Here is a 25,862-nt window from a genome sequence, read left to right on the forward strand (position 1 = left end):
AGCGGACTTTACAGGTTTAGTTTTAGGCGTATTGCTTTTCCATTTCGGGGCGCGCATAGTGGGGTTGAACCATCCCTCAAAGGTGGTTTCAGAGTCCCGCCCCGGCGGGGCTTTCCCTACCCTGAATCTATGGAGGCGACGATTATGAATTTAACCATCAGCGGGCACCATTTGGAAGTGACCCCGGCTTTGCGCCAGTACGTCACGGGGAAACTTGATCGCATCACCCGGCATTTTGACCAGGTGGTCGATGTGAAAGTGCTGCTGACCGTCGAAAAGCAGAAGGAAAAAGACAAGCGCCAACGCGCCGAATGCAACATCCACGTCAAAGGCAATGACCTGTTTGCCGAAAGCGCCCATGAAGACCTGTACGCTGCGGTGGACGATCTGGTGGACAAACTCGATCGTCAGGTGGTCAAACACAAGGACCGCATCACCGACCACCACCACAGTGCGCCCAAGCGCATGATGTGACCTCTCGACTTCTGTCCAGCCGAGGCCGCTGCAAGCGGCCTTTTTTTCGCGCCCTTGGCGCACACCCTGGCCCGACTTCTCGCGACCCGGTCAGGCCAGGGACAAAGCCTGTTGGCGGATCGGGTGCATAATCCGGCCTCGACCATGAACCGACTCTCATCCATATTGCCTGTTGCCCAAGTTCTTGTGGGGGTGGAAGCCACCAGCAAGAAACGCGCATTCGAAGAAGCCGGACTTCTCTTTGAGAATCTGCATGGCTTGTCGCGTGCCTTGGTCACCGACAGCCTGTTTGCTCGCGAGCGATTGGGCTCCACGGGCTTGGGCCACGGTGTGGCCATCCCGCACGGTCGCATCAAGGGCCTCAAAGCCCCGATGGCCGCCGTCTTTCAGCTGGCCCAGCCCATTGGTTTTGATGCGCCGGACGAGCAGCCTGTTAATTTGCTGATCTTTTTGCTGGTGCCCGAAGCGGCGACCCAAAAGCATCTGGAAATCCTGTCCGAGATCGCCGAGCTGCTCAGCGACACCGCTTTGCGCGAAAGCATCAAAAGCAGCACAGCCCAAGCGGGTCTGCACCAGTTGATTGCCCAATGGCAATCGGCCCAAACCGCCTGACTCCCTTTTTCACAGCCTGCAGGCGATGAAACCCTCCGTCATCAGTGCCGATGTCCTTTTTGAGGACCACCGCCAACAACTCAGGTGGCAGTGGCAAGCGGGGCTGGGCGCTTCCGAGAGGCGCTTTGACGAGGTCGCTGTGCGCCAAGCCCGCTCTGGCGCTGACCTGGTGGGCTACCTCAATTACATCCATCCCTACCGCGTGCAGATTCTAGGGCCGCGCGAAGTCGCTTACCTCACGAATGGCACGCCGGACGACTGCTCGCGGCGCATTGCACGCATCGTGACGCTGGAGCCGCCGGTTCTGGTGCTGGCCGACGGCCAGACCGCGCCCGAGGCCTTGCTGGCCATGTGCGAGCGGGCGCAAATTCCGATGTTTGCCACCGAGCAGTCCTCTGCCTTCGTGATCGATGTGCTGCGTGCGTATTTGTCCAAACACTTTGCCGACCGCACCACCATGCACGGCGTGTTCATGGACATTTTGGGCATGGGCGTGCTGATCACGGGTGAATCGGGTCTGGGCAAAAGCGAGCTGGGCCTGGAGTTGATCTCGCGTGGCAATGGCTTGGTGGCCGACGACGCGGTGGACCTGTACCGCATCAACCAGACCACCATCGAAGCGCGCTGCCCCGATTTGCTGCAAAACCTGCTGGAAGTGCGCGGCATTGGCCTTTTGGACATCCGCGCCATCTTTGGCGAGACGGCGGTGCGCCGCAAGATGCGGCTCAAACTCATCGTGCACCTGGTGCGCCGTGAAACATTGGAGCGCGATTACGAGCGCCTGCCCTCCGAGCCCTTGCGGCAAGACGTGCTGGGCATTCCGGTGCAAAAAGTGGTGATCCAGGTCATGGCCGGGCGCAACATCGCGGTGTTGGTGGAAGCGGCAGTGCGCAACACCATCTTGCAGATGCGCGGCATCGACACTTACCAGGATTTCATCGAGCGTCAGCGCCGCGCCATGGGCTGAGGGCGGGGCAAGCGCTTTGTCAGCGGGCGTTGCGGTGCGGGCAGGGTTTTTGCGTGCAGTGCGCGTAAAGACTCAGGGCATGGTCGGCGATCACAAAACCCTTGGCCTGAGCCACAGCCTGTTGGCGTGATTCAATTTCTGCGTCATAAAACTCTTCCACCCGGCCGCAGTCCAGACACACCATGTGGTCGTGGTGCTGGCCCTCGTTGAGTTCGTACACTGCTTTGCCACTTTCGAAGTGGTTGCGGCTGAGGATGCCCGCTTGCTCGAACTGGGTCAGCACCCGGTAAACGGTGGCCAGGCCGATGTCGGCATTGTCCTTGAGCAGATGACGGAACACGTCTTCGGCCGTCATGTGGCGCATCGAACCGCTTTGGAAAACCTCCAGGATTTTCAGGCGCGGCAAGGTGGCTTTGAGGCCGTTGTTTTTCAGTTCGTCGATCTGGCTCATGGGCTGTGAGGATGGGGTCGCCAGTGGCGGTCCTGCGGCAAGGCTGCCGCTACAATGACCTGATCATATCGGCACACCCTCAACCATGACAGCTTCCCTGACTTTTCGTCTTACCGCCCAAGGCCTGGCAGCCCTCTTGCTGGGTGCGAGCCTGGCCGGTTGTGGCAACTTGTCCGGCTCCGTGAGCCGCGACACTTTCAAGCCCTTTGTGCCCGAGGTGGTGCAAGGCAATTTTGTCTCGAACGAGCAGCGCCAGGCCTTGCGTCCCGGCATGGCACGCGCCCAGGTGCGTGAAATCCTGGGCACGCCCTTGATCGCCAGTTTGTTCCATGCTGACCGTTGGGACTACGCCTTCAGCATCCAGCGTCAGGGCGTGGCCGCGCAAAACTTCAGGCTCACGGTTTACTTCAAGGGCGATGTGCTCGAACAAGTCGACAGCGACGTTCTGCCCAGCGAGTCGGAGTTTGCCGGACGTCTGGTGCGGCCCCAGTCGGTGGGCAAACTGCCTCCCCTGCAAGCCAGTGAAGAAGAATTGAAGAAATTCACCCCGGCATCGACCCCTGCGGCCCGCGCCGAATCGACCTCAGCTGCCCCGGCGCCTGCGGCTTTGCCGCGCAGCTACCCACCTTTGGAGCCGGCCATCCGCTGAACATCCCGTGCTGGATGTCTCCTGACGTGATCCCAACGGCCGAGCCCTCAACATTTTGCCCATTCAAGACATGACCTCATCCCACTTCTTGCCCATCACCGTCGCCGGCGCATCCGGCCGCATGGGGCACATGCTGATCGAAGCCATCTTGGCCACCGACGACTGCCGCCTCGCGGGTGCGCTGGACATCGCGGCCAGCCCGGCGCTGGGGCAAGACGCGGGAGCGGCGATGGGCCGAGTGACGGGCACCACCGTCACCGCCGACTTGCGCGCAGGCCTGCAAGGCGCATCCTGCCTGATCGATTTCACCCGCCCAGAAGGCACGCTCGCCCACCTCCAGGTCTGCCGCGAACTGGGCGTCAAGGCGGTCATTGGCACCACGGGTTTCACCGATGCGCAAAAAGCCGAGATCGCCGAGATCGCCCGGGACATCGCCATCGTCATGGCCCCGAACATGAGTGTGGGCGTCAACGTCACCTTGAAATTGCTGCAAATGGCCGCGCAAGCCATGTCCACGGGTTACGACATCGAGATCATCGAAGCCCACCACCGCCACAAGGTGGACGCGCCCTCGGGCACCGCCCTCAAGATGGGTGAAGTCATCGCCGAGGCGATTGGCCGCGACTTGAAAGACTGCGCCGTGTACGAGCGTTATGGCCACACTGGCGAGCGCGATCCGTCCACCATCGGTTTTTCGACCATTCGCGGCGGCGACATTGTGGGCGACCACACGGTGCTGTTTGCAGGGATCGGCGAGCGCATCGAGGTCACGCACAAATCTTCCAGCCGGTCGACCTATGCACAAGGGAGTTTGCGGGCCGTGCGCTTTTTGGCCACTCAGCCGCGTGGCCTGTTTGACATGTTCGACGTGCTGAACCTGCGCTGACGCGCCCCCCCCCACCCGAAAGCCGCCCATGAGCCTGAACGACTTCCTGCTGCACAGCGATGTCGTCAGCCGCGTGCTGGCGCTCATGCTGCTGGCCTTGTCGGTGAGCAGCTGGGTGGTGATCGCCTGGAAATGGCGTTTGCTCTCGCGTGTCACGCAAGACGTGCCGCGCAGCGTGGCCGCTTTTTGGCAAGCCGCGGGCTTTGACGATGCCCGCCAGCGCGTGGCCCAGTTTGACCGCGAAGCCTGTGTGCTGCCCTTGCTCGATGCCACCTTGCTGCCCTTGGGCGGCACTTTGGCCTCGGCGGGCCAGCGCCACCACCAACTCACCCGTGTGCTGCGCGAGGCCATGCAATCGGTGCTGCGCCGCTTGCAATGGGGGCAGGTGCTGCTGGCCACGGCCGGCTCCACATCGCCCTTTATTGGTTTGCTGGGCACGGTTTGGGGTATTTTTAATGCCTTGAGTGGCATGGCCGAGGGTGGCCCCATTCGCATCGAACAAATTGCCGGGCCTGTGGGCGAAGCCCTGGTCATGACCGCTGCCGGTCTGGCGGTGGCGATTCCGGCGGTGCTGGGCTACAACCTGCTGGGGCGGCGTATTGGCCAGATCGAGGCTGAGCTCGAAGGCTTTGCCCACGATCTGCGCGCCTTGCTCGCCGGCCCCCGGGACTGAGCGGTCATGGCTTTTGGACGCCTGCCCAGCCGCCCAGCCGAAGCGCCCATGAGCGAGATCAACGTCACACCCCTGGTGGACGTGATGCTGGTGTTGCTGGTCATCTTCATCCTGACCGCCCCCCTGATGACCAGCGCCATTCGCCTGGACCTGCCCCAAAGCGAAGGCGGGGAATCGGGTGCCGCCCCCCAGGCCGTGGTTCTGGTGGTCGATGCGCAAGGCCGCTGGTTCCTGAACGACCAACCGATGGCCGAAAACGCCTTGCGCGAGCAACTGACCCAAGCTGCCCGCCGCAACCCGCTGACCGAGCTGGAGCTGCGTGCCGATGCCTCTGTGCCCTATGGCCGGGTGGTCGAAGCCATGGGCTTGGCCCAAAAAGCCGGTTTGAGCCGAATCGGCTTTGTGGCCGAGGTGGTTTCGCCCTGAAGTCGCCCCCCGTCCGAGCGGCTGTGGCCTTGCCGCGCCTTCGCCAGGCCAGGGCCCGCCCAGCCCCTACAATTTAGCCCTATGCAAGACAAGTACAACCACCTCGAAGTCGAACCCGCTGCGCAGTCCCGCTGGACCGCCCGCGATGCCTACCGCGTCACCGAAGACGCCAGCAAAAAGAAGTTCTACGCCTGCTCCATGCTGCCTTACCCCAGCGGCAAGCTGCACATGGGCCATGTGCGCAACTACACCATCAACGACATGCTCACGCGCAGCCTGCGCATGAAGGGCTTCAACGTCTTGATGCCCATGGGCTGGGACGCGTTTGGCCTGCCCGCCGAAAACGCCGCTTTGAAGAATGGTGTGCCCCCGGCCAAATGGACGTACGAAAACATCGCGTACATGAAAAAGCAGATGCAGGCCATGGGCCTGGCCATCGACTGGTCACGCGAAGTCGCCACCTGCGACCCGACCTATTACAAGTGGAACCAGTGGCTGTTCTTGAAGATGCTGGAAAAAGGCATCGCCTACCGCAAGACCCAGGTCGTCAACTGGGACCCGGTGGACCAGACCGTGCTGGCCAACGAGCAAGTCATCGATGGCAAAGGCTGGCGCACGGGCGCTCCGGTTGAAAAGCGCGAGATCCCCGGTTACTACTTGAACATCACCGCTTACGCGCAAGAGCTGCTGGACCATGTGCAGATCGGCAATGAGAAAGCCACGCTGAACGGCTGGCCTGACAAAGTGCGCCTGATGCAGGAAAACTGGATTGGCAAGAGTGAAGGCGTGCGCTTTGCCTTCACCCATGACATCAAAGGTGCAGATGGTCAGCTGATTGGCGACGGCAAGATGTACGTCTTCACCACCCGCGCCGACACCATCATGGGTGTGACCTTTTGTGCTGTGGCTGCAGAACATCCGCTGGCACTGCACGCTGCTGCATCGAACCCCGCGTTGGCGGCCTTCCTCGAAGAATGCAAAACCGGCGGCACGACCGAGGCCGAAATGGCCACGCAAGAGAAAAAGGGCATGGCCACGGGCCTGTTCGTCACGCATCCCTTGACCGGCGCGCAGGTCGAGGTCTGGGTGGGCAATTACGTGCTGATGTCTTACGGCGACGGCGCGGTGATGGGTGTGCCTGCACACGACGAGCGTGACTTTGCGTTTGCCCTCAAGTACCAGTTGCCGATCCGTCAGGTGGTGTCGGTCAAGGATCAGGCCTTTGATGCCACGGTTTGGCAAGATTGGTACGGCGACAAGCAAAGCTGCGTGTGCATCAACTCCGGCGAACTCGACGGCTTGAACCAAAAAGCCGCCGTCACCAAGGTTGCCGAGCTGCTCGCCGCCAAAGGCTTGGGCGAGAAGAAAACCACTTGGCGTTTGCGCGACTGGGGCGTGAGCCGCCAGCGCTACTGGGGTACGCCGATCCCGATCATCCATTGCGATGAGCATGGCGCGGTGCCGGTGCCTGAAAAAGACCTGCCCGTGGTGCTGCCGCAAGACTGCATCCCTGATGGTTCGGGCAACCCGCTGCACAAGCACGAAGGCTTCCATGCGGGCGTGACCTGCCCTGTGTGCGGCAAAGCGGCCCGCCGCGAGACCGACACCATGGACACCTTCGTGGATTCGTCCTGGTATTTCATGCGCTATTGCGATCCCAAGAATGACCAAGCCATGGTCGCCGATGGTGCCGATTACTGGATGCCGATGGATCAATACATTGGCGGCATCGAGCACGCGATCCTGCACCTCTTGTACGCTCGCTTTTGGACCAAGGTCATGCGCGACCTGGGTTTGGTCAAGGTGGACGAGCCCTTCAGCAAATTGCTCACGCAGGGCATGGTGCTCAACCACATCTACTCGCGCCGCACCGCCAAAGGCGGCAAGGATTACTTCTGGCCGCACGACGTGGAGCATGTGCTCGACGAGACCGGCAAAGTGGTGGGCGCCAAGCTCAAGAACGAAGCCGACAGCGGTGATGGCCGCTTGCCCGTGGGCACGCCAATAGATTACGAGGGCGTGGGCACCATGTCCAAGTCCAAGAACAATGGCGTGGACCCGCAGGACCTGATCGAGCGCTACGGCGCCGACACGGCGCGCCTGTACACCATGTTCACCGCGCCACCCGAAGTCACGCTGGAGTGGAACGACTCGGCCGTGGAAGGCAGCTACCGCTTTTTGCGCCGCGTGTGGAACTTCGCGTTCAAGCACCACGAGCTGCTGCGCTCGGCCACGGGTCAGGACCTGAGCCAGGCCGCTTTGGGGGATGCCGCCAAAGCACTGCGCCGCGAGATGCACCTGGTGCTCAAGCAAGTGGGTTACGACTACGAGCGCATGCAATACAACACGGTGGTGTCCGGTTGCATGAAGCTGCTGAATGCGCTGGAAGACTTCAAGCACGACGGCAGCCCGGGCGACACCGCCGCCCTGTGTGAAGGCGTCTCGATTTTGATGCGCATGCTCTACCCCGCTTGCCCGCACATCACCGACGAAATCTGGCAGCAACTGGGTTTTGCCCAAGCGGCAGGCGAGTTGCTCGACGCGCCTTGGCCCAGCGTGGACGAGTCGGCTCTGGAGCGAGACCAGATCGAGCTGATGCTGCAAATCAACGGCAAGCTGCGCGGGTCCATCCTCGTGCCCGCCAGCGCCGACAAGGCCCAGATCGAAGCCGCTGCCTTGGCCCATGAAGCGCTTGTCAAGCAGGCCGCAGGTGCCGCGCCCAAAAAGGTGATTGTGGTGCCTGGCCGTCTGGTCAACGTGGTGCTGTGAGCCCACGGCCCGATGTCCGCTCACGCCGATGATCGCCCTGTGATGAACACCTCACGCCGCCGTTTTGGCCTGTTGCTCGGTGCCGGCCCAATGCTGGCCGGTTTGTCGGCCTGCGGCTTTCAGTTGCGCAGCGCGGGCGATTACCCCTTCAAGACGCTGTTCGCCAATTTTTCGACCAACTCGCCTCTGGGCGTCGAGTTGCGCCGCAACCTGCTGGGCACAGGCCGCATCACGCTGCTGACCGAGCCCGCACAAATGGCCACCGCCGATGCGGTGCTGGACATTCTGAGCGAAGAGCGCCAGCAGGCGGTGGTGGGTGTGAACGCTTCTGGCCAGGTGCGCGAGCTGCAATTGCGCTTGCGCGTGCGCTTTCGTTTGCGCACACCCCAAGGCCAGGTGCTGATCGAGCCGGTCGAGCTGTCCCAGCAACGCGACCTGAGTTTCACCGAAACCGCAGCCCTGTCCAAGGAAATCGAACAAGCCACCATGTACCGCGACATGCAGACCGACATCGTGCAGCAGATCATGCGGCGGCTGTCGGCGGTCAAGCCCCGGCCCGCGGCGACGGCCAAACCCTGAGCCGCGCCATGCAACTGGCCCTGCCCCAGCTCGGTGCGCACCTGCAAAAAGGCCTGCGCAGCCTGTACATCCTGCACGGCGACGAGCCCCTGATGCAGCAAGAGGCGGCCGACGCCATCCGCGCCAGCGCCCGCGCGCAGGGCTACACCGAGCGCAGTGTGCACACCGTCTCCGGGGCCCATTTCGATTGGAGCGAGGTGCTGGCCGCAGGCGGCTCGCTGAGCCTGTTTGCCGACAAGCAAATCGTCGAAGTGCGCATCCCTTCAGGTAAACCGGGAAAAGAAGGCAGCACCGCCATTCAGCAATTGGTGGCCTCGGCCCAAGGCAACGACAGCACCTTGACCTTGGTCTTGCTGCCGCGCCTGGATGCGGCCACCCGCAAAGGGGCCTGGTTTGGCGCGCTCGAAAACGGTGGCGTGTCCATCCAGATCGATCCGGTTGATCGAAACGCCTTGCCCCAGTGGATCGCCCAGCGCCTGCAAATGCAGGGCCAAAGCGTGGCCGCAGGCGAAGAGGGGCAGCGCACGCTGCAGTTTTTTGCCGACCGTGTGGAAGGCAACTTGCTGGCCGCACACCAGGAAATCCAGAAGCTGGGGCTGCTCTACCCAGCAGGCGAACTCAGCCAGGCGCAGGTCGAGTCGGCCGTGGTGAATGTGGCCCGCTACGACGTGTTCAAGCTCTCCGAATCGGTCTTGTCGGGCCAGGTGGCCCGGGTGCAGCGCATGCTCGACGGCCTGCAGGCCGAGGGCGAGGCCGCGGTGCTGGTGCACTACACCATCGCAGAAGACATCCGCGCCATGAAGCGCGTGAAAGACGCCATGACCGCTGGCAAGCCCCTGCCCATGGCGCTGCGCGAGCAGCGCGTCTGGGGCCCGCGTGAACGTTTGTTCGAGCGCGTGCTGCCCCGCATGAGCGAAGCCCGCCTGAACGGCTTGCTGCAAGCGGCCCACCAGGTGGACGGCATCGTCAAAGGCTTGAAAGTGCCCGATTGGCCCACCGACCCCTGGCAGGCGCTGCAACGCCTGGCCGTGCGATTTTCGCGTTTTTGCAACGTGCGCTGAGTGGCAGGTGCATCTGCGAAAATGCAGGCATGACTGAATTGAACACCGCTGAACACATGCACAGCCTGGGCCAGCAGGCCAAAACGGCCTCGGCCCTGATGGCCAAAGCCTCGGCCGCCACCAAAAACAAGGCTTTGCGCCATCTGGCCGCCTTGTTGCGTGCCAACACCGACGCTTTGCAGCTGGACAACGCCAAAGACCTGGAACGCGCCCGCGCCGCTGGTTTGGCCGAGCCGATGGTGGATCGCCTGAAATTGACCCCCCAAGTGCTCGAAACCTGCGCCCAGGGCTGCGAGCAGTTGGCCGCCATGCCCGATGTCATTGGCGAAATCATCGGCATGAAGCAGGTGCCCAGCGGCATCCGCGTGGGCCAGATGCGGGTGCCGATTGGTGTGTTTGGCATGATTTTCGAGAGCCGCCCCAACGTGACCATTGAAGCGGCCAGCCTGTCCATCAAGAGCGGCAACGCCTGCATCCTGCGCGGTGGCTCCGAGGCGATTGACTCGAACAAGGCCTTGGCCAAGTTGGTTCAGCAAGCCCTGACCGAGAGCGGTCTGCCCGTCGATGCGGTGCAGCTGGTGCAAACCACCGACCGTGCCGCCGTGGGGCAGCTCATCACCATGCCGCAGTTTGTGGACGTGGTCATCCCGCGTGGCGGCAAGGGCCTGATCGAGCGCATCAGTGCCGAGGCCAAAGTGCCCGTCATCAAACACCTGGATGGCAATTGCCACACCTATGTGGACGATCCCTGCGACATCGACATGGCCGTGAAAGTGGCCGACAACGCCAAAACCCAAAAGTACAGCCCTTGCAACGCCAGTGAAAGCCTGTTGGTGGCACGGGGCGTGGCCGCTGAATTCCTGCCCAAAATCGGTGCGGTGTACGCGGGCAAAGGCGTGGAAATGCGTTGCTGCCCCAAGGCCAAGGCGATTTTGAGCCAGGTGGCCAAAGCCACGCTCAAGGACGCCACCGAGAAGGACTGGTTCGAGGAATACCTTGCGCCCATCATCAGCATCAAGGTGGTCGAAGGGGTGGACGAGGCGATTGCCCACATCAACCACTACAGCAGCCACCACACCGACGCCATCCTGACCCGCGACCACGTGCACGCCCAGCGCTTTTTGCGCGAAGTGGACTCGGCCAGCGTCATGGTCAATGCCAGCACCCGCTTTGCCGATGGTTTTGAGTACGGGCTGGGTGCCGAAATTGGCATCAGCACCGACAAATTCCACGCCCGTGGCCCGGTGGGCATCGAAGGCCTGACCTCGCTCAAGTACGTGGTGCTGGGCGAGGGCGAGGTGCGTGGCTGAGCGCCGCGCTCTCAGTGCTCAGGCGCACATGCGGCTGGCGCTGTGTCCGCTAGGCGCTTGCAATGGCGCTGACCGGCCCCATATGATTTTTCTGTTTTGTCCCGTTTTTGCCCGATAAAGGATGCCCATGGTTCCCCATCTCGTCACCGCCCTGACCGGCCCCATCAATGAGTTGGAGCAGCGCATCCTCGACTCCATGCCGGCCATTGAGCGCTGGTTCCGCCTGGAATGGATGGAGCACACGCCGCCCATTTACACCTCGGTCGATATCCGCAACGCGGGCTTCAAGCTCGCCCCGGTGGACACCAACCTCTACCCCGGCGGCTGGAACAACCTGACGCCCGAAATGCTGCCTTTGGCGGTGCAGGCCGCGCAGGCGGCCATCGAAAAGATCTGCCCCGAGGCCAAAAACCTGCTGATCATTCCCGAAAACCACACGCGCAACACCTTTTACCTGACCAATGTGGCGCAGCTGCAGCGTGTCTTCCACATGGCTGGGCTGAACGTGCGCTTGGGCTCGATCAACCCCGAGATCAAGGAAACCACGGTCATTGAGCTGCCCAACGGCGAGAGCGTGACGCTCGAGCCTGTGGTGCGCAGCCAGCACCGCCTGGGCCTCAAAGACTTCGACCCCTGCACCATCTTGCTCAACAACGACCTGTCAGCGGGTGCCCCGGGCATTCTGGAAGAGCTGCACGAGCAGTTCTTGCTGCCGCCCCTGCACGCGGGCTGGAGCGTGCGCCGCAAGACCAAGCATTTCCAGAGCTATGAAGAAGTGGCCAAGCGCTTTGGCAAGCTGCTGGGCATTGACCCCTGGCTCATCAACCCGATGTTCAGCCAGTGCGGCGATGTGAACTTTGCCGAAGGCACGGGCATGGACTGCCTGCGCAGCAACGTGGACGCGCTGCTGACCAAGATCAAGCGCAAATACAAGGAATACGGCATCAACGAGAAGCCGTTTGTGGTGGTCAAAGCCGACAACGGGACCTATGGCATGGGCATCATGACGGTGCGCGATGTGTCCGATCTGGACCAACTCAACCGCAAAACCCGCAACAAGATGAACGTCATCAAGGACGGCCAGACCGTCAACGATGTGATCATCCAGGAAGGCGTGCTGACCAACGAGCGCATCAACGACGCCGTGGCCGAGCCGGTGGTCTACATGATGGACCGCTATGTGGTGGGTGGTTTTTACCGGGTGCATGCCGAGCGCGGCGTGGACGAGAATCTGAACGCCCCGGGTGCGAGCTTTGTGCCTTTGGCCTTTGCCGACACGCCGCACCTGCCCCAGCCAGGCGTCAAACCCGGTGCCAGCGTGCCCAACCGCTTTTACATGTACGGCGTGATTGGCCGCCTGGCCATGCTGGCCGCCAGCTATGAGCTCGAAGCCACCGACCCTGAGGCCGAGGTCTACGACTGAAGTTGTTGCGCTGCAACAATATCGCCAAATGGGCGGTGACATCGGCTTGAAATCGGGCGCAAAATAGTCTTCTTGTTTTCATCCGGCTTGACCCGCGTCAGGTCACAGCCTGTGTCTTCCTCCCGTTCTACTCTTGCTGCATTGACCTTGGGCGCCATCGGCGTCGTGTATGGCGACATCGGCACCAGCGTGCTGTACGCCATGAAAGAGGTGTTTGGCTCCGGCCATGTGCCTTTCACACCCGACAACGTCTACGGCATTCTTTCCATCTTTTTCTGGACCCTGACCACCATCGTGTCGGTCAAGTACGTGGTGCTGGTGCTGCGCGCCGACAACCACGGCGAGGGCGGGCTGGTGGCCATGCTGGCGCTGGCCTCGCAATCGGTCAAAGACCGGCCACAGCTGCGCAAGGTGTTGCTGATCGTGGGCATCTTTGGCACCTGCCTGTTTTATGGCGATGGGGTGATCACCCCGGCCATTTCGGTGCTGTCGGCCGTCGAAGGCCTGGAGGTCATCTCCCCCGCTTTCAAGAAATACGTGATTCCGCTCACGCTGGTGATCCTTTTTGGCCTGTTTTGGGTCCAAAAACGCGGCACGGCAGGCATCGGCAAGTTCTTTGGCCCCATCACCCTGGTCTGGTTTGCCACCATCGCGGTGCTGGGCGTGTCACACATCGCGCACCACCCCGAAATTTTGCTGGCCATCAGCCCGCACTACGCGTTGGGCTTCATGTGGAACGAGCCGGGCACCACCTTCATCATTTTGGGTGCGGTGGTCTTGTGCGTCACGGGTGGCGAAGCGCTGTATGCCGACATGGGGCACTTTGGCAAAAAGCCCATCCGCCTGGCCTGGTTCAGTGTGGTCATGCCTTGCCTGACCTTGAACTATTTTGGCCAGGGCGCGTTGCTCTTGGCTGAACCCGAGGCCGTGAAAAACCCCTTCTTCATGATGGCCCCCGACTGGGCCTTGCTGCCGCTGGTGGGCCTGGCGACCATGGCCACAGTGATCGCATCACAAGCCTTGATTTCCGGCGCGTTCAGCGTGACCAAACAGGTCATTCAGCTGGGTTATCTGCCGCGCCTGCAGGTGCTGCACACCAGCGAGACCGACACGGGCCAGGTGTACATGCCTTTTGTGAACTGGGGCTTGTTTGTGGCCATCGTGCTGGCGGTGGTCATGTTCAAGTCGTCGAGCAACCTGGCTGCCGCTTACGGCATTGCGGTGTGCACCGACATGCTGATCACCACGGTGCTCACCTTCTTTGTGATCCGCTACGCCTGGAAGCTGCCGCTGGCTCTGTGCATCGGTGCCACCGGTTTTTTCTTTGTGGTCGATCTGGCCTTTTGGGCGTCCAACCTGCTCAAGCTGTTCGAAGGCGGTTGGTTCCCGCTCTTGATCGGTGCAGCGGTGTTCACCCTGATGCTGACCTGGCACGACGGTCGCCGCTTGCTCAACGACTCTTTGCGCTCGGACGCCTTGCGCCTGACGGATTTCCTGGAGGCGGTGTTCATTTCGCCGCCCACACGGGTAGAGGGCACGGCGGTGTTCCTCACGGCCGAGACGGGCGCGGTGCCCAACGCCTTGCTGCACAACTTGAAGCACAACAAAGTGCTGCACGAACGCAACCTGTTTGTCACCGTGCGCAGCCACGAGGTGCCGCGCATCGACGCCCAAGAGCGTCTGGATGTGACACCGCTGGGGCATGACTGCTGGCAAGTCATCGTGAACTACGGCTTCAAGGACAACCCCGATTTGCCGACCGCCTTGACCAAAATCCAGGGCGAGGGCTACAAGCTGGACCCGATGACGACCAGCTACTTCCTCTCACGCGACATCGTGATCCCCACCATCGGCGGCGGCATGGCCCCCTGGCGCGAAAAACTCTTTGCCCAGATGCACCACAACGCCAGCGGCGCGGCCGCGTTTTTGAACCTGCCCACCAATGCGGTGGTCGAGTTGGGCTCGAAAATCGAAATCTGAGGCTCCGTGCGCACCACCCATTTGCTCTACCTGCATGGCTTCAGGTCGTCGCCGCAGTCGGCCAAGGCCCAAATCATGGCCCAGCGGGTGCAGGCCTTGCAGCCCGCTGTCACTTGGTGGTGTCCGCAGCTGCCCGCTTCGCCCGCACAAGCCATGGACCTGTTGCTGCAGGGCACGGTCGCCTGGCCGCGCGGGCAGATGGCGGTCATGGGGTCTTCGCTCGGGGGCTTTTATGCGGCATGGCTGTCGGCGCACCTGGGTGTTCCTGCGGTGCTGATCAACCCGGCCGTGCATCCTTCGCGCGATCTGGCGCGGTACATCGGCGAGCACCCGGTCTGGCAAGACCCGGCGCAAAGCATCTTTTTTGAGCCGGCTTATGTGCAAGAGCTGATGCGGCTAGAAAGTCAGCCCTTGCCAACCCGGCCTGCCACGCTGGCCTTGATTGCCAAGGGCGACGAGGTGCTGGACTGGCGTGAAATGCTGGCCCGGCACCAGGCTGGGCAAGTGCGCCTGATCGAGGGCAGTGACCACGCCCTGAGCGATTTTGAAGACCACTTGCCGCAAATCCTTGAATTTCTGCAGCTGGCGTGAAGCCCGGCGGGCCGAATGGCCGGGTGGCGTGGGAAAATCCCGCCATGTACGTATTATTTGAAGATGCCGGCAAATTCATGGCCGGTCGGATCATGTCCGAAGCCGAGGCCTCTGCGCAGGTCGAACTCGACTCCGGTAAACGGGTCAAGGTCAAATCGGCCCACATGCTGCTCAGGTTCGACAAACCGGCCCCGGCCGCTTTGTTGCTCGATGCCGCCGCATTGAGCCAAAGCATCGAGCTGGAGCTGGCCTACGAGTGCGCCCCGGACGAAGAGTTCGGCTTTGGCGATCTGGCACAAGACTATTTCAGCGCCAACGCCAGCACCACCGAGCAGGTGGCGGCTTTGCTGCGCCTGCACGAAGCGCCGCATTACTTCCGCCGGGGGGGTGCCAAGGGGCGTTTTCGCAAAGCCCCGGCCGAAATCGTGCAGCAGGCCTTGCTGGCCATCGAGAAGAAAAAGCAGGTTCAGGCCCAGATTGAGGTCTGGTCGGCCGATCTGGTGGCCGGCACTTGCCCCGATCCGATCCGCGAGCAGCTCTACAAAATCCTGTTTCGCCCCGACAAGAACACGCCCGAATACAAAGCCGTGGTCGAGGCCAGCAAAAGCAGCCAGACCGCGCCTTTGGACCTGCTGCAAAACGCGGGCGCCATCGCCTCGCCCTGGGATTTCCATTGGCAGCGTTTCCTGTTTGACCTCTTCCCCAAGGGCACGGGCTTTCCCCCTTTGCAAGCGCCTGCCATCACCGACGACTTGCCACTGGCGCCGGTGCAGGCCTTTTCGATTGACGACTCTCACACCACCGAAATCGACGACGCCCTGTCGCTGCAGGGTTTGGGCACGGGCACGGTCACCGTGGGCATCCACATTGCCGCACCTGGCCTGGCCCTGAGCCCTGGCAGCGCCATCGACCAGCTGGGCCGCGCCCGACTGTCCACCGTCTACATGCCCGGTTACAAAATCACCATGCTGCCCGACAGCGTGGTGCAGGCCTACACCCTGATCGAAGGGCGCGACTGCCCGGCGGTGTCGCTGTATGTGACTTTCAGCGAAGACACGCTGGAGGTGCAAAGCGCCGAGACGCGCCTGGAGCGCGTGCCGATTTTGGTCAACCTGCGCCATGACCAACTGGATGACCGCATCACCCGCGAATGGCTGGAGGGCGAAGACCAGAGCGACCACGCCGATGTGCCGGTGAGCCGCGACACCTTGGCTTTTTACTGGCGTCTGGCGCAAACCCTGAAAGCGCGGCGCGAAGTGGTGCGCGGCAAGCCCGAAAACTTCAACCGCCCGGACTACAGCTTCAAGCTCGAGCGTGAGAGCAATGACTTGCCGCCCACGGGCGACGAGACGGTGGTGATCGGCACCCGCCAGCGCGGCGCGCCGCTCGATTTGATGGTGGCCGAGGCCATGATTTTGGCCAACAGCACCTGGGGCCAGTGGATGGCCCAGCTGGGTGTGCCCGGCATTTACCGCAGCCAGGCCAGTCTGGCGCCCGGCGTCAAGGTGCGCATGGGCACCAAGGCGCTGCCGCATGCCGGTATTGGTGTGCCCAGCTACGCCTGGAGCACCTCGCCGCTGCGCCGCTACACCGACCTGGTCAACCAATGGCAGATCATCGCTTGTGCCAAGCATGGCGCCACGGCCGCATTGGCCGCGCCTTTCAAACCCAAAGACGCCGAGTTGTTTTCCATCATCAGCGGCTTCGATGCCGCCTACAGCGCTTACAACGGCGTGCAGTCGAGCATGGAGCGTTACTGGACGCTGCGCCATGTGCAGCAGCGCAGCATCGAGGAGCTGGACGCCAGCCTGGTCAAGGAAATGGGCGGCGGCACCTGGCTGGTGCGTGCCGACACCTTGCCGCTGATGTTCAGCGTCATGGGTGCGCACAACCTGCCGCGCGGTGCGCGCGTGCGCGTCAAGCTGGCCGATGTGGACCTGATGGCACTGGATGTGCGTGGCACCGTCATCGCGCACCTGGACGCCGAAGGCCAGGGCGCTGGCACGGATGAGGCCGAACAAGAGGCCGAGGATGAGGACAACCTGCCTGCGGGCCCGGTGACCATCGCGGTGGACCTGAACGACAGCACGCCCCCCCATGCGCCCTGAAAAAAAACCACCGCCAGCCAAGGCGGCCCAACCGATGGCAGGCCGTTTGCAACAGACCTCCCACCGGGGCCTGAAATGGGCATTGGGCTTGTCCGTGGCCGTTCACGCGGGTTTGGTCGGTTTCCGGTTTGCGGCACCTGAGGCCTACAACCGTGTGTTTCAGGACACCCCGCTGGAAGTGATGTTGGTCAATGCGCGCAGCCAGGAGCGCCCCCAGGAAGCCCAGGCCTTGGCGCAGGTCCGTCTGGCTGGCGGCGGCGAGGTGCCCGAAGTGCGCATTTCCAGCTCGCCCTTGCCGCCCGCGATGAACGCCGATCCGGGCATGGACATCAGCGCAGCCCAGAAAAAAATCGAAGTGCTCAAATTGCAGCAAATGCGTTTGCTGACCCAACTCAAGGATGAGTTGGCCGTGCTCACCCGGGAGAATGCGGGCGACAAAACCGACAGCCCCGATCGCGAGGCCAAGGTGCAACGTCAGCAGCAACTGGCCCGCCAGTTGGCGCAAATCGAGCAGCGCGTGGACCAAACCCAAGGGGCGGCTCGCAAGCGCTACATCAGCCCCGCCACGCAAGAGGTGGTGTATGCGATTTACTACGACAAAATGCGCCGCACCATCGAGTACCAGGGCACCTTGAACTTCCCCGAGGCGGCAGGTGAAAAGCTCTATGGTCAACTGACCATGGTGATCACGGTGGACAGCCGGGGGCAGTTGCTCAGCACCGAGGTGGCCCGCTCGTCGGGCAATAAGTTGCTCGACGAGCGCGCGGTGGCCATCGTGCGCAATGCAGCACCGTTTGGCAACTTCAACCGAAAAATGCGGGCCCAGGCCGATCAAATCGTGGTGGTCTCGCGTTTCAACTTCTCGCGGGACGACACATTGGGCACCCGCATGTTGGCTTCCGAGCCCGCCAAGCCGTGAGTGGGTCCATGGCTTGCCCCATCAAGGCTGCTGCATGATGCGCGCTTGGGGACGCTGGTTGCTCTTGCTGGTGCTGGCCGTTGTGGCTTTGCAGCTGTTTTTTGCCCTGCGCATCGTGGCCATGAACTGGATTGCGCCCGAGTCCACCAGCTTCCAGCGCTCGCAAGCCTGGCAAATTCTCAAGCAGCAAGGCCAATTGCCTTGGCGGCAGGAATCCGTGGCGATCAAAGCCATGTCCACCAGTTTGCAACGCGCCGTGATCGCTTCAGAAGACGCCGCCTTCACCCAGCACCATGGCATCTGGTGGCAGTCGCTGGAAAAAGCCTGGGAGAAAAATGCCCGGGCCAAAGCGCAAGCCGAAAAACGCGCCCAGCGTCAACCGGACAAACCTGTGGACGTGAAAATCGTGGGCGGCTCCACCATCACCCAGCAGCTGGCCAAAAACCTGTTTTTGTCGGGTGAGCGCACGCTGCTGCGCAAGGGCCAGGAGATGGTGTTGGCCCTGACGCTGGAGGCCTTGCTCAGCAAAGAGCGGATTTTGGAGATCTACCTCAACAGCGTGGAGTGGGGCGAGGGCGTGTTCGGTGCCGAGGCGGCGGCGCAGCACTACTTTCGCAAAAGCGCGGCCCGGCTGAACGCTTGGGAGGCCGCGCGCCTGGCGGTCATGCTGCCGCGCCCGCGTTATTTTGAAAAGCTGGCGCAATCGGCCTACCTGGCGCGGCGCGCCGAGACCATCATGGCCCGCATGAACGATGTGGTGCTGCCATGAGCCTGAGCACCCCGGCGCCTGCCAGCATCCGCATCCTGGGCATCGACCCGGGCTTGCAAACCACCGGCTTTGGCGTGATCGAGATCACCGGCTCACGCCTGCAGTACGTGGCCAGCGGCGTGATCGAGACCACGCGCAGCGAGATGGGCAACCTGCCTGCCCGGCTGAAAATCATCTACGACGGCGTGCGTGAAATCACCGCGCGTTACCAGCCCGATGTGGCCTCGGTCGAGATCGTGTTCGTCAACGTCAACCCGCAAGCGACATTGCTGCTGGGCCAGGCCCGGGGCTGCGCCGTCACGGCCTTGGTGTCGTGCGACTTGCCGGTGGCCGAGTACACCGCTTTGCAAATGAAGCAATCGGTCACCGGCCATGGCCGAGCGGCCAAATCGCAAATTCAGGAAATGGTCAAGCGTTTGCTGCAGTTGCCGGTGCTGCCCCGGCAAGACGCGGCCGATGCGTTGGGCATGGCCATCACCCACGCGCATGCCAGCCCCTCGATGAACAAGCTGGCTGCGCAAGGCGTGCTCAGCCGCAAAACCCACGGCATGTTCCGCAGCGGGCGCAGCCACTGACGGCCTTCGATCAGTTGGGGGTATAGGCCAGGCGCACGTAAATCGGCGCAAAGGCCTCGGCCTGGGTGATCTCGATCAGGGTTTCCTTGGCCAGCTCCAGCAAGGCGATGAAGGTGACCACCAGCACTGGCACACCCAGACTCGGGTCGAACAGGTGTTCAAACTCCACAAACTTGCGCCCTTGCAGGTGCTTGAGCACGATGCTCATGTGCTCGCGCACGCTGAGCTCTTCGCGGCTGATCTTGTGGTGCTGCACCAGGTTGGCGCGCTTCAAAATGTCGCGCCAGGCCGATTGCAGCTCGTCCATGCTGACCTCGGGAAAGCGCGGTTGCAGGCTTTGCTCGATGTACACCTGGGCCTGCAGAAAGTCGCGGCCGTATTGCGGGATCACATTCAGCTGCATCGAGGCCAGCTTCATCTGCTCGTATTCGAGCAGGCGGCGCACCAGCTCGGCGCGCGGGTCTTCGGCCTCTTCGCCCTCGGCCACTTTTTTCGGGGGCAGCAGCATGCGCGACTTGATCTCGATCAGCATGGCCGCCATGAGCAGGTATTCGGCCGCCAGCTCCAGGTTGCGCTGGCGGATTTCTTCCACATAGCTCAGGTACTGGCGCGTCACGCCCGCCATGGGGATGTCGAGAATGTTGAAGTTCTGCTTGCGGATGAGGTACAGCAGCAAGTCCAGTGGGCCTTCGAAGGCCTCCAGAAACACCTCCAGCGCATCCGGCGGGATGTACAGGTCGCTGGGCATGGCAAACAGCGGCTCGCCATACAAACGCGCCAAAGCCACCTGGTCCACCACCGCAGGCATGGCTGCGCTGGCCGAGGCTTCTGGCAGCTGCAGGGGTTCGGGCTGGGGCGGCGTGGTGCTCACGGGGTGTCTGGACCTGAAAAGTCGGGCAGAAAAAAGGGCAGGATAGAAGTCAGGAGAGGGGTCAGGGCTGGAGCCAGTGCCGCTCAGGCCTTGGTTTGGTAGACGTAGGGCTTTTGCGCCACGCGGCCTTGCTTGAATTCGGCCTGGATGTCGCGGTCAATCGGTTTGTCCCACAGCAGTCCACGGCCTTGGCGCTGTTCGGATTCGAGCTCGGGGCGCTGGGCCTTGAGCTGGTCAATGAACTGGGTCGTGTCGGAGCTGTAATCGGGGCGGCGAAAAATGGACATGGTGGGCAATCTGTGCGGGGCATTAACAAAGGGTTTTGGCAGCCCCAGAAGACCACCAAAACCTGATTGGCACCATTTTAACGGGCCGGGTCTGCGCTCAGGCTGACGGCCAGGGCCAGGCTGCTGTTCAGGTCGGGCTGCAGATGCTCTTTGACATGTTCCAGCAGGCCACTGCGCTGGGCCATGTCCAGCGGCTGGTGCGTCAGGCCGCACACGATCAGCTGCACCTGTTTCTTGCGGCAGGTCTCGATCAGGTTCATCAGTGCGTCCGCGCCCGAGGAGTCGATGTAGATCACGTTTTTCAGGTCCAGCACCAGCGTGGGCGTGCTGATTTTGTCCTCGATGGCCTCGACCAGCTTCACGGCCCCGAAAAACAGCGCACCGTACAGGCGCCAGGCCTGCACCCGGTGCTCGAAACCGGCCAGACCCGGCTGCTCGATACGTGTCACGCCCTCGCAGCGTGTCAAGCTGGAGATGCGGTAGATGAAAGTCAGGCAGGCTGCGATCAGCCCGACCTCGACCGCCACCGTCAGGTCAAACACCACGGTGAGGAAAAACACCGCCAGCAAGGTGATGCGGTAGGGCATGCGGTACTGGCGCAGGTGCATGAATTCGCGCCATTCACCCATGTTCCAGGCCACAAACATCAAGATCGCTGCCAGCGCGGCCAGCGGAATGTGCCCGGCCAGGGGCGCAGCCACCAGCACCACGGCCAGCAAGGTCAGCGCATGCACCATGCCCGAAATCGGGGTGGTGCCGCCGCTTTTGATGTTGGTCACCGTGCGGGCAATGGTGCCGGTGGCGGGCATGCCGCCAAAAAACGGCGTGACGAAGTTGGCCACGCCTTGCGCCATCAGCTCCTGGTTGGGGTTGTGGCGGTCGCCGATCATGCCGTCGGCAATGCGGGCGCACAACAGCGATTCAATCGCCCCCAACAGCGTCAAGGTCAAGGTCGGCATGAGCAAAAAGCGGGCGCTGTCCCAGCTGAACTCGGGCCAGGCAAAGCCGGGCAAGGACGAGGGGATGCCGCCAAACTTGCTGCCAATCGTCTCCACGGGCAGGCTCAGCAGCCAGGTGACCAAGGTGGCAAACACCAGCGCCACAATCGAGCCGGGCACCATGCTGACCCAGCCGTACCGCGTGTCCATCAAGCGGCGGCTCATGCGCAACCAACCCACCACCAAGGACAAGGACGCCAAGGCCAACAGCAAGGCGGCCAGGTTGGCCGTGTGCAGGTTCAGCCACAGGGTGTTCAGGATGCCAAAGAAATCGGCCGGCATGGTGGCCACTTTCAGGCCCAGCAAATCCTTGATTTGTGACAGCATGATCAGCACTGCGATGCCGTTGGTGAAACCGATCACCACCGCCACCGGGATGAAGCGTATCAGCGTGCCCAGACGGAACAAGCCCATCAAAAACAGCAGCACGCCCGACATGGCGGTGGCCAAGATCAGGTTGGCCAGGCCATAGCGCTCGACGATGCCGTAGACGATCACGATGAAGGCCCCGGCTGGTCCACCGATTTGCACCCGGCTGCCGCCGAGCGCCGAGATCAGAAAACCCGCAATGATGGCGGTGAACAGACCCGCCTCGGGTTTGAGGCCGGAGGCGATGGCAAAGGCCATGGCCAGTGGCAGGGCCACCACCCCGACTGTGAGGCCTGCGCCCACGTCTTGGGTCAAGCGCTCACGGTTGTAGCCGTGCAGGCTGTCGAGCAAACGGGGACGAAACAAATGCGTGGCCTGCATCCAGTTCATGGGTGTCTTGTATTTGTTTTTCTGAACAAATTATGCGGCATGCTTGCGCAGGTCGGTCAACAAGGGGCGCAGGCATAAAACCCAGAGCAGGGCCGCCAAAGGCACCGTGGTGATGTAACCCCAGTACTTGAAACCCAGCGCCCCCGTCAGCCCGCCCAGAAAAAAGCCCAGCACCAGGGCCAACTGCACCCGCAGGCGTTGGCGGTTGGCTCGCACGGGGGAGCCGGGCTGGCTGCGGTTCATGTACACAAGTTTGCCCAGCTCGATGCCCAGGTCCGTCACCAGCCCGGTGATGTGGGTGGTGCGGATTTCGGCTTTGGAAATTTTGGTGATGACCGCGTTTTGCAGGCCCATGATGAAGCACAACAGGACCACTGTGACCGGCACAAACAGCTGCGACCAGGCCGCAATGGCCGCCCCAAACAGCCCAAACACCAGCAAGGCCCCGGATTCGAGCAGCAACGGCAAGCTGTAGCTGCTGCGCAGCTGCTGGCGCAAGCCCCAGTTGACCAGCACGGCAGTGCACATGGCCCCGGCCACAAAGGCCATCAAGCAAACGATGCCTGCCAGCGCGAGGGCGATGTTGCCCAATACCAGATCATCGGCCACCGAGGACACGATGCCGGTCATGTGCGAGGTGTAGCTGCCCACCGCCAAAAAACCGCCTGCGTTGGTGGCCCCGGCCACAAAGGTCAGCACCAAGCCCAGCCGCAGATTGGCCTCAGGGCTTCGCTGCACATCGGTCCATCCGTGGATCAGGGGGAACATGTGCAGTGTGCTCGTGTGCGGCTATTTCAGTGGATGCGCATGCCGGGTTGGGCACCCGGCCAGGGCTGCAGCACGTAAATGCCCGCGTCCGCCTTGTCGTCGGCATGGCTGGCGGCCAGCACCATGCCCTCCGACACACCAAACTTCATCTTGCGCGGCGCCAGGTTGGCCACCATCACGGTCAGCTTACCGATCAGGTCTTCGGGCTTGTACATGCTGGCGATGCCACTGAACACGTTGCGCATGCGGCCTTCGCCCACGTCCAGCGTCAGGCGCAGCAGCTTGACCGAGCCTTCGACCGGTTCGCAGTTCACGATCTGGGCAATGCGCAGGTCCACTTTGGCGAAGTCGTCGATGGAGATGGTGGGGGCGATCTCCTCGCCGCCAGGGATGAGCTTGTCTTCGACCACGGCGGGCTGCTCGAACAGGGCTTCGAGTTGTTCGGGCGTGACGCGCTGCATCAGGTGCTGGTAGGCGTTGATGGTGTGGCCCGCGCCCAGCAGCTGTTGTGCTTGTGCAAAGGTGAAGGGCGCGACGTTCAAGAAGGCCTCGACTTGCGCCGCCAAGGCCGGCAGCACGGGCTTGAGTTGCAGGCTGAGCAAGCGGAAGGCTTCGATGCAGGTGCTGCACACGTCGTGCAAGCGGGCGTCTTGGCCTTCTTGTTTGGCCAGGTCCCAAGGTTTGTTTTGGTCCACATAGCTGTTGACCTTGTCGGTCAGCAGCATGATTTCGCGCAGCGCTTTGGCGTATTCGCGTTCGTCGTAAAGCGCGGCAATGGTCGGCGCAGCGGCTTGCAAGGTCGTCAGCAAGGCTTGGCCGTCGGCGCTCACGGGGCCGAGTTGGCCGCCAAAGCGCTTGGCGATGAAGCCGGCCGAGCGCGAGGCGATGTTCACAAACTTGCCGATCAGGTCGGAGTTGACCCGCGCCATGAAGTCTTCGGCGTTGAAGTCGATGTCTTCGTTGCGGGCCGAGAGTTTGGCCGCCAGGTAGTAGCGCAGCCACTCGGGGTTCATGCCCAGGCTCAGGTACTTGAGCGGGTCCAGGCCCGTGCCGCGGCTCTTGCTCATTTTCTCGCCGTTGTTCACGGTGAGGAAGCCGTGAACGAACACGCTGTTGGGCGTTTTGCGGCCACTGAAATGCAGCATGGCCGGCCAGAACAGCGTGTGGAAGGTGACGATGTCTTTGCCGATGAAGTGGTACTGCTCCAGCGCGGGGTTGGCCATGTAGGCGTTGTAGTCTTCCCCGCGCTTGTCCAGCAGGTTTTTCAGGGACGCCAGGTAGCCCACAGGCGCGTCGAGCCAGACATAAAAGTACTTGCCCGGCGCGTCGGGGATTTCGATGCCGAAGTAGGGCGCGTCGCGCGAGATGTCCCAGTCGCCCAGGCCTTCGCTGGTCGTGCCGTCGGGGTTGGTGCGCACCGAAAACCACTCTTTGACCTTGTTGGCCACCTCGGGCTGCAGCTTGCCGTCTTGGGTCCACTGGCTCAAAAAGTCGACGCAGCGCGGGTCGGACAGCTTGAAAAAGAAGTGCTCCGAGGTTTTCAGCTCCGGCTTGGCACCCGACAGGGCCGAAAACGGGTTGATCAGGTCGGTGGGCGCGTAGACCGCGCCGCAGCTCTCGCAGTTGTCGCCATACTGGTCTTTGGCGTGGCACTTGGGGCACTCGCCTTTGATGAAACGGTCCGGCAAAAACATGTTCTTTTGCGGGTCAAAGAACTGCTCGACCGAGCGGACCTCGATCAGCGAGCCGCCATCGGCCGCCGAAATGTCGCGCAGGTCACGGTAAATCTGGCGGGCCAACTCGTGGTTTTCTGGCGCATCAGTGCTGTGCCAGTTGTCAAACTGGATATGAAAGCCGTCTAGATAGGGCTTGCGGCCGGCCGCGATGTCGGCCACGAACTGCTGGGGCGTTTTGCCCGCCTTTTCGGCGGCGATCATGATGGGCGCGCCGTGCGTGTCGTCGGCGCCCACAAAATTGACCTGACTGCCCTGCATGCGCTGGAAACGCACCCAGATGTCGGCCTGGATGTATTCCATGATGTGGCCGATGTGGAAGTTGCCGTTGGCGTAAGGCAGGGCGGTGGTGACAAAAAGCTGGCGGGGCGCGTTGGGGGCAGACATGGGGCAAAACCTTCAAGACAAGGGGGCGATTTTATAGGGAGGACCCCCTGTGGGCTGGCCATCGGCTCTGCGACAATCCCAATTTATGAATCACAACCCCTTTTGGACGCCCGAGGAAGTTGAATTTCTGGACCAATTTTTGTTCAGGGATGACGCTCCAGAACATTGCATGGACGTGACCATGCTCGATGGTTACCTGACTGCGGTGGTTTCTGGCCCTGAACTGATCATGCCCAGCGAGATGCTGCGCTGGGTCTGGGACACCGAAAACGGGCAAGAAGGCGCTCATTTCAAAGACCAGGCCGAAGCCGAAAAGGTCATGGGGCTGATCATGAAGCAATGGAACGCCATTGCACAAACATTGACCGAGTTGCCCGAGCTTTATGAGCCTCAAATTTACGAGCGTGAATTGGACGATGGAACCCATGTGCCGATCATTGATGAGTGGTGCATGGGCTACCACCACGGCATCAGCATTGGTGGTAAAGCTTGGGACACCTTAATGCTGGAACAACCAGAACTGCTGAGCACGGTGCTGTTGTATGGTTCTCCAGATGGCTGGGCTGCCTTGGAGCGCTTGAATCAGGACGATTCCGAACACCAATCCGCAGCGGACGGCTTGGGCGACACAGTCCGCCAAGTGCACGCTTATTGGCTGGTCCAACGCAGACAACAAAAAGTCAGCGGCCAAGTGCAGAGCCCCATTCGTGGCGCCAACACCCCGCTCCAGCCCGTGCGGCGCGATGGCCCTAAGCTGGGTCGAAATGATCCCTGCCACTGCGGCAGCGGACGCAAGTACAAGCACTGTCACGGGGCGAATTGAGCGATTGCCTGAAC

At 62.1% G+C, this 25,862-nt stretch carries 25 protein-coding genes; 19 read left to right on the plus strand and 6 right to left on the minus strand.

Annotation, left to right across the window (positions count from 1 at the left end; translation table 11 throughout):
* Positions 1 to 144 precede the first annotated feature (144 nt).
* The 3 genes from raiA (at position 145) to hprK (ending at position 2,053) form a co-directional block, all read left to right on the plus strand.
* On the plus strand, positions 145 to 474 hold the full coding sequence (gene raiA / locus QZ190_RS09180) for a ribosome-associated translation inhibitor RaiA (protein ID WP_108362105.1): 330 nt from the start codon (positions 145 to 147) through the stop codon (positions 472 to 474).
* Between the two features lie 144 nt (positions 475 to 618).
* Entirely contained in the window at positions 619 to 1,086 is a 468-nt protein-coding gene (locus QZ190_RS09185) for a PTS sugar transporter subunit IIA (protein ID WP_108351589.1), read from the plus strand.
* A 25-nt stretch (positions 1,087 to 1,111) separates the two neighbouring features.
* Positions 1,112 to 2,053: an HPr(Ser) kinase/phosphatase gene (gene hprK / locus QZ190_RS09190; RefSeq protein ID WP_291915464.1), complete on the plus strand. Its 942-nt coding sequence runs from the start codon at positions 1,112 to 1,114 to the stop codon at positions 2,051 to 2,053.
* Between the two features lie 19 nt (positions 2,054 to 2,072).
* Here hprK and fur read toward each other — a convergent pair whose 3' ends face one another.
* A complete protein-coding gene (gene fur, locus QZ190_RS09195) occupies positions 2,073 to 2,504 on the minus strand; it encodes a ferric iron uptake transcriptional regulator (RefSeq protein ID WP_062406039.1) in 432 nt (143 codons plus the stop codon).
* Between the two features lie 85 nt (positions 2,505 to 2,589).
* On the opposite strand from fur, the gene QZ190_RS09200 reads away from it, so the two are divergent.
* The 15 genes from QZ190_RS09200 (at position 2,590) to ruvC (ending at position 19,222) form a co-directional block, all read left to right on the plus strand.
* Entirely contained in the window at positions 2,590 to 3,153 is a 564-nt protein-coding gene (locus tag QZ190_RS09200) for an outer membrane protein assembly factor BamE (RefSeq protein ID WP_291915465.1), read from the plus strand.
* Between the two features lie 70 nt (positions 3,154 to 3,223).
* Entirely contained in the window at positions 3,224 to 4,039 is an 816-nt protein-coding gene (dapB, locus tag QZ190_RS09205; RefSeq protein ID WP_291915466.1) for a 4-hydroxy-tetrahydrodipicolinate reductase, read from the plus strand.
* 28 nt (positions 4,040 to 4,067) lie between these two features.
* On the plus strand, positions 4,068 to 4,712 hold the full coding sequence (locus tag QZ190_RS09210; RefSeq protein ID WP_291915467.1) for a MotA/TolQ/ExbB proton channel family protein: 645 nt from the start codon (positions 4,068 to 4,070) through the stop codon (positions 4,710 to 4,712).
* 6 nt (positions 4,713 to 4,718) lie between these two features.
* On the plus strand, positions 4,719 to 5,138 hold the full coding sequence (locus tag QZ190_RS09215) for a biopolymer transporter ExbD (protein ID WP_291915468.1): 420 nt from the start codon (positions 4,719 to 4,721) through the stop codon (positions 5,136 to 5,138).
* Positions 5,139 to 5,219: 81 nt separating this feature from the next.
* Complete coding sequence (gene leuS / locus QZ190_RS09220) at positions 5,220 to 7,907, plus strand: leucine--tRNA ligase (protein ID WP_291915469.1); 2,688 nt, start codon at positions 5,220 to 5,222, stop codon at positions 7,905 to 7,907.
* A 42-nt stretch (positions 7,908 to 7,949) separates the two neighbouring features.
* Positions 7,950 to 8,486 carry an LPS assembly lipoprotein LptE gene (lptE, locus tag QZ190_RS09225; protein WP_291915470.1) on the plus strand — a complete coding sequence of 179 codons (537 nt, stop codon included), beginning with the start codon at positions 7,950 to 7,952 and terminating at the stop codon, positions 8,484 to 8,486.
* A gap of 8 nt (positions 8,487 to 8,494) precedes the next feature.
* Positions 8,495 to 9,547, plus strand: a complete 1,053-nt coding sequence (holA, locus tag QZ190_RS09230; protein WP_291915471.1) for a DNA polymerase III subunit delta — start codon at positions 8,495 to 8,497, stop codon at positions 9,545 to 9,547.
* 29 nt (positions 9,548 to 9,576) lie between these two features.
* Positions 9,577 to 10,857 carry a glutamate-5-semialdehyde dehydrogenase gene (locus tag QZ190_RS09235; protein WP_291915472.1) on the plus strand — a complete coding sequence of 427 codons (1,281 nt, stop codon included), beginning with the start codon at positions 9,577 to 9,579 and terminating at the stop codon, positions 10,855 to 10,857.
* 127 nt (positions 10,858 to 10,984) lie between these two features.
* On the plus strand, positions 10,985 to 12,280 hold the full coding sequence (gene gshA / locus QZ190_RS09240) for a glutamate--cysteine ligase (protein ID WP_291915473.1): 1,296 nt from the start codon (positions 10,985 to 10,987) through the stop codon (positions 12,278 to 12,280).
* Between the two features lie 111 nt (positions 12,281 to 12,391).
* Entirely contained in the window at positions 12,392 to 14,260 is a 1,869-nt protein-coding gene (locus QZ190_RS09245) for a potassium transporter Kup (RefSeq protein WP_291915474.1), read from the plus strand.
* A 6-nt stretch (positions 14,261 to 14,266) separates the two neighbouring features.
* Complete coding sequence (locus tag QZ190_RS09250; protein ID WP_291915475.1) at positions 14,267 to 14,851, plus strand: YqiA/YcfP family alpha/beta fold hydrolase; 585 nt, start codon at positions 14,267 to 14,269, stop codon at positions 14,849 to 14,851.
* 44 nt (positions 14,852 to 14,895) lie between these two features.
* Positions 14,896 to 16,959 carry an RNB domain-containing ribonuclease gene (locus tag QZ190_RS09255; RefSeq protein WP_291915476.1) on the plus strand — a complete coding sequence of 688 codons (2,064 nt, stop codon included), beginning with the start codon at positions 14,896 to 14,898 and terminating at the stop codon, positions 16,957 to 16,959.
* The gene (locus QZ190_RS09260; protein ID WP_291915477.1) at positions 16,949 to 17,878 is read left to right on the plus strand and encodes an energy transducer TonB; all 930 of its coding nucleotides are present in this window, start codon (positions 16,949 to 16,951) and stop codon (positions 17,876 to 17,878) included. The genes QZ190_RS09255 and QZ190_RS09260 overlap by 11 nt, the downstream gene beginning before the upstream one ends.
* Before the next feature lie 37 nt (positions 17,879 to 17,915).
* Complete coding sequence (gene mtgA / locus QZ190_RS09265) at positions 17,916 to 18,647, plus strand: monofunctional biosynthetic peptidoglycan transglycosylase (RefSeq protein ID WP_291915507.1); 732 nt, start codon at positions 17,916 to 17,918, stop codon at positions 18,645 to 18,647.
* Between the two features lie 26 nt (positions 18,648 to 18,673).
* Positions 18,674 to 19,222 carry a crossover junction endodeoxyribonuclease RuvC gene (gene ruvC / locus QZ190_RS09270; RefSeq protein WP_291915508.1) on the plus strand — a complete coding sequence of 183 codons (549 nt, stop codon included), beginning with the start codon at positions 18,674 to 18,676 and terminating at the stop codon, positions 19,220 to 19,222.
* A gap of 10 nt (positions 19,223 to 19,232) precedes the next feature.
* Here ruvC and QZ190_RS09275 read toward each other — a convergent pair whose 3' ends face one another.
* From QZ190_RS09275 to metG, 5 genes are all read right to left on the minus strand, one after another.
* A complete protein-coding gene (locus QZ190_RS09275; protein WP_291915509.1) occupies positions 19,233 to 20,030 on the minus strand; it encodes a ScpA family protein in 798 nt (265 codons plus the stop codon).
* 146 nt (positions 20,031 to 20,176) lie between these two features.
* A complete protein-coding gene (locus QZ190_RS09280) occupies positions 20,177 to 20,380 on the minus strand; it encodes a DUF3460 family protein (protein ID WP_291915478.1) in 204 nt (67 codons plus the stop codon).
* A 77-nt stretch (positions 20,381 to 20,457) separates the two neighbouring features.
* Entirely contained in the window at positions 20,458 to 22,137 is a 1,680-nt protein-coding gene (locus QZ190_RS09285) for a SulP family inorganic anion transporter (RefSeq protein WP_291915479.1), read from the minus strand.
* A gap of 30 nt (positions 22,138 to 22,167) precedes the next feature.
* Positions 22,168 to 22,905, minus strand: a complete 738-nt coding sequence (locus QZ190_RS09290) for a YoaK family protein (RefSeq protein WP_291915480.1) — start codon at positions 22,903 to 22,905, stop codon at positions 22,168 to 22,170.
* Between the two features lie 26 nt (positions 22,906 to 22,931).
* Positions 22,932 to 25,025, minus strand: coding sequence for a methionine--tRNA ligase (gene metG, locus QZ190_RS09295; RefSeq protein WP_291915481.1), 2,094 nt, complete (start codon positions 25,023 to 25,025; stop codon positions 22,932 to 22,934).
* Positions 25,026 to 25,110: 85 nt separating this feature from the next.
* Between metG and QZ190_RS09300 the strand changes: the two genes are divergently transcribed.
* Positions 25,111 to 25,848, plus strand: a complete 738-nt coding sequence (locus tag QZ190_RS09300; RefSeq protein ID WP_291915482.1) for a UPF0149 family protein — start codon at positions 25,111 to 25,113, stop codon at positions 25,846 to 25,848.
* Positions 25,849 to 25,862: the final 14 nt, after the last annotated feature.

Source organism: Limnohabitans sp. (genome assembly GCF_017848645.1).
Taxonomy (GTDB): Bacteria; Pseudomonadota; Gammaproteobacteria; order Burkholderiales; family Burkholderiaceae_C; genus Limnohabitans_A.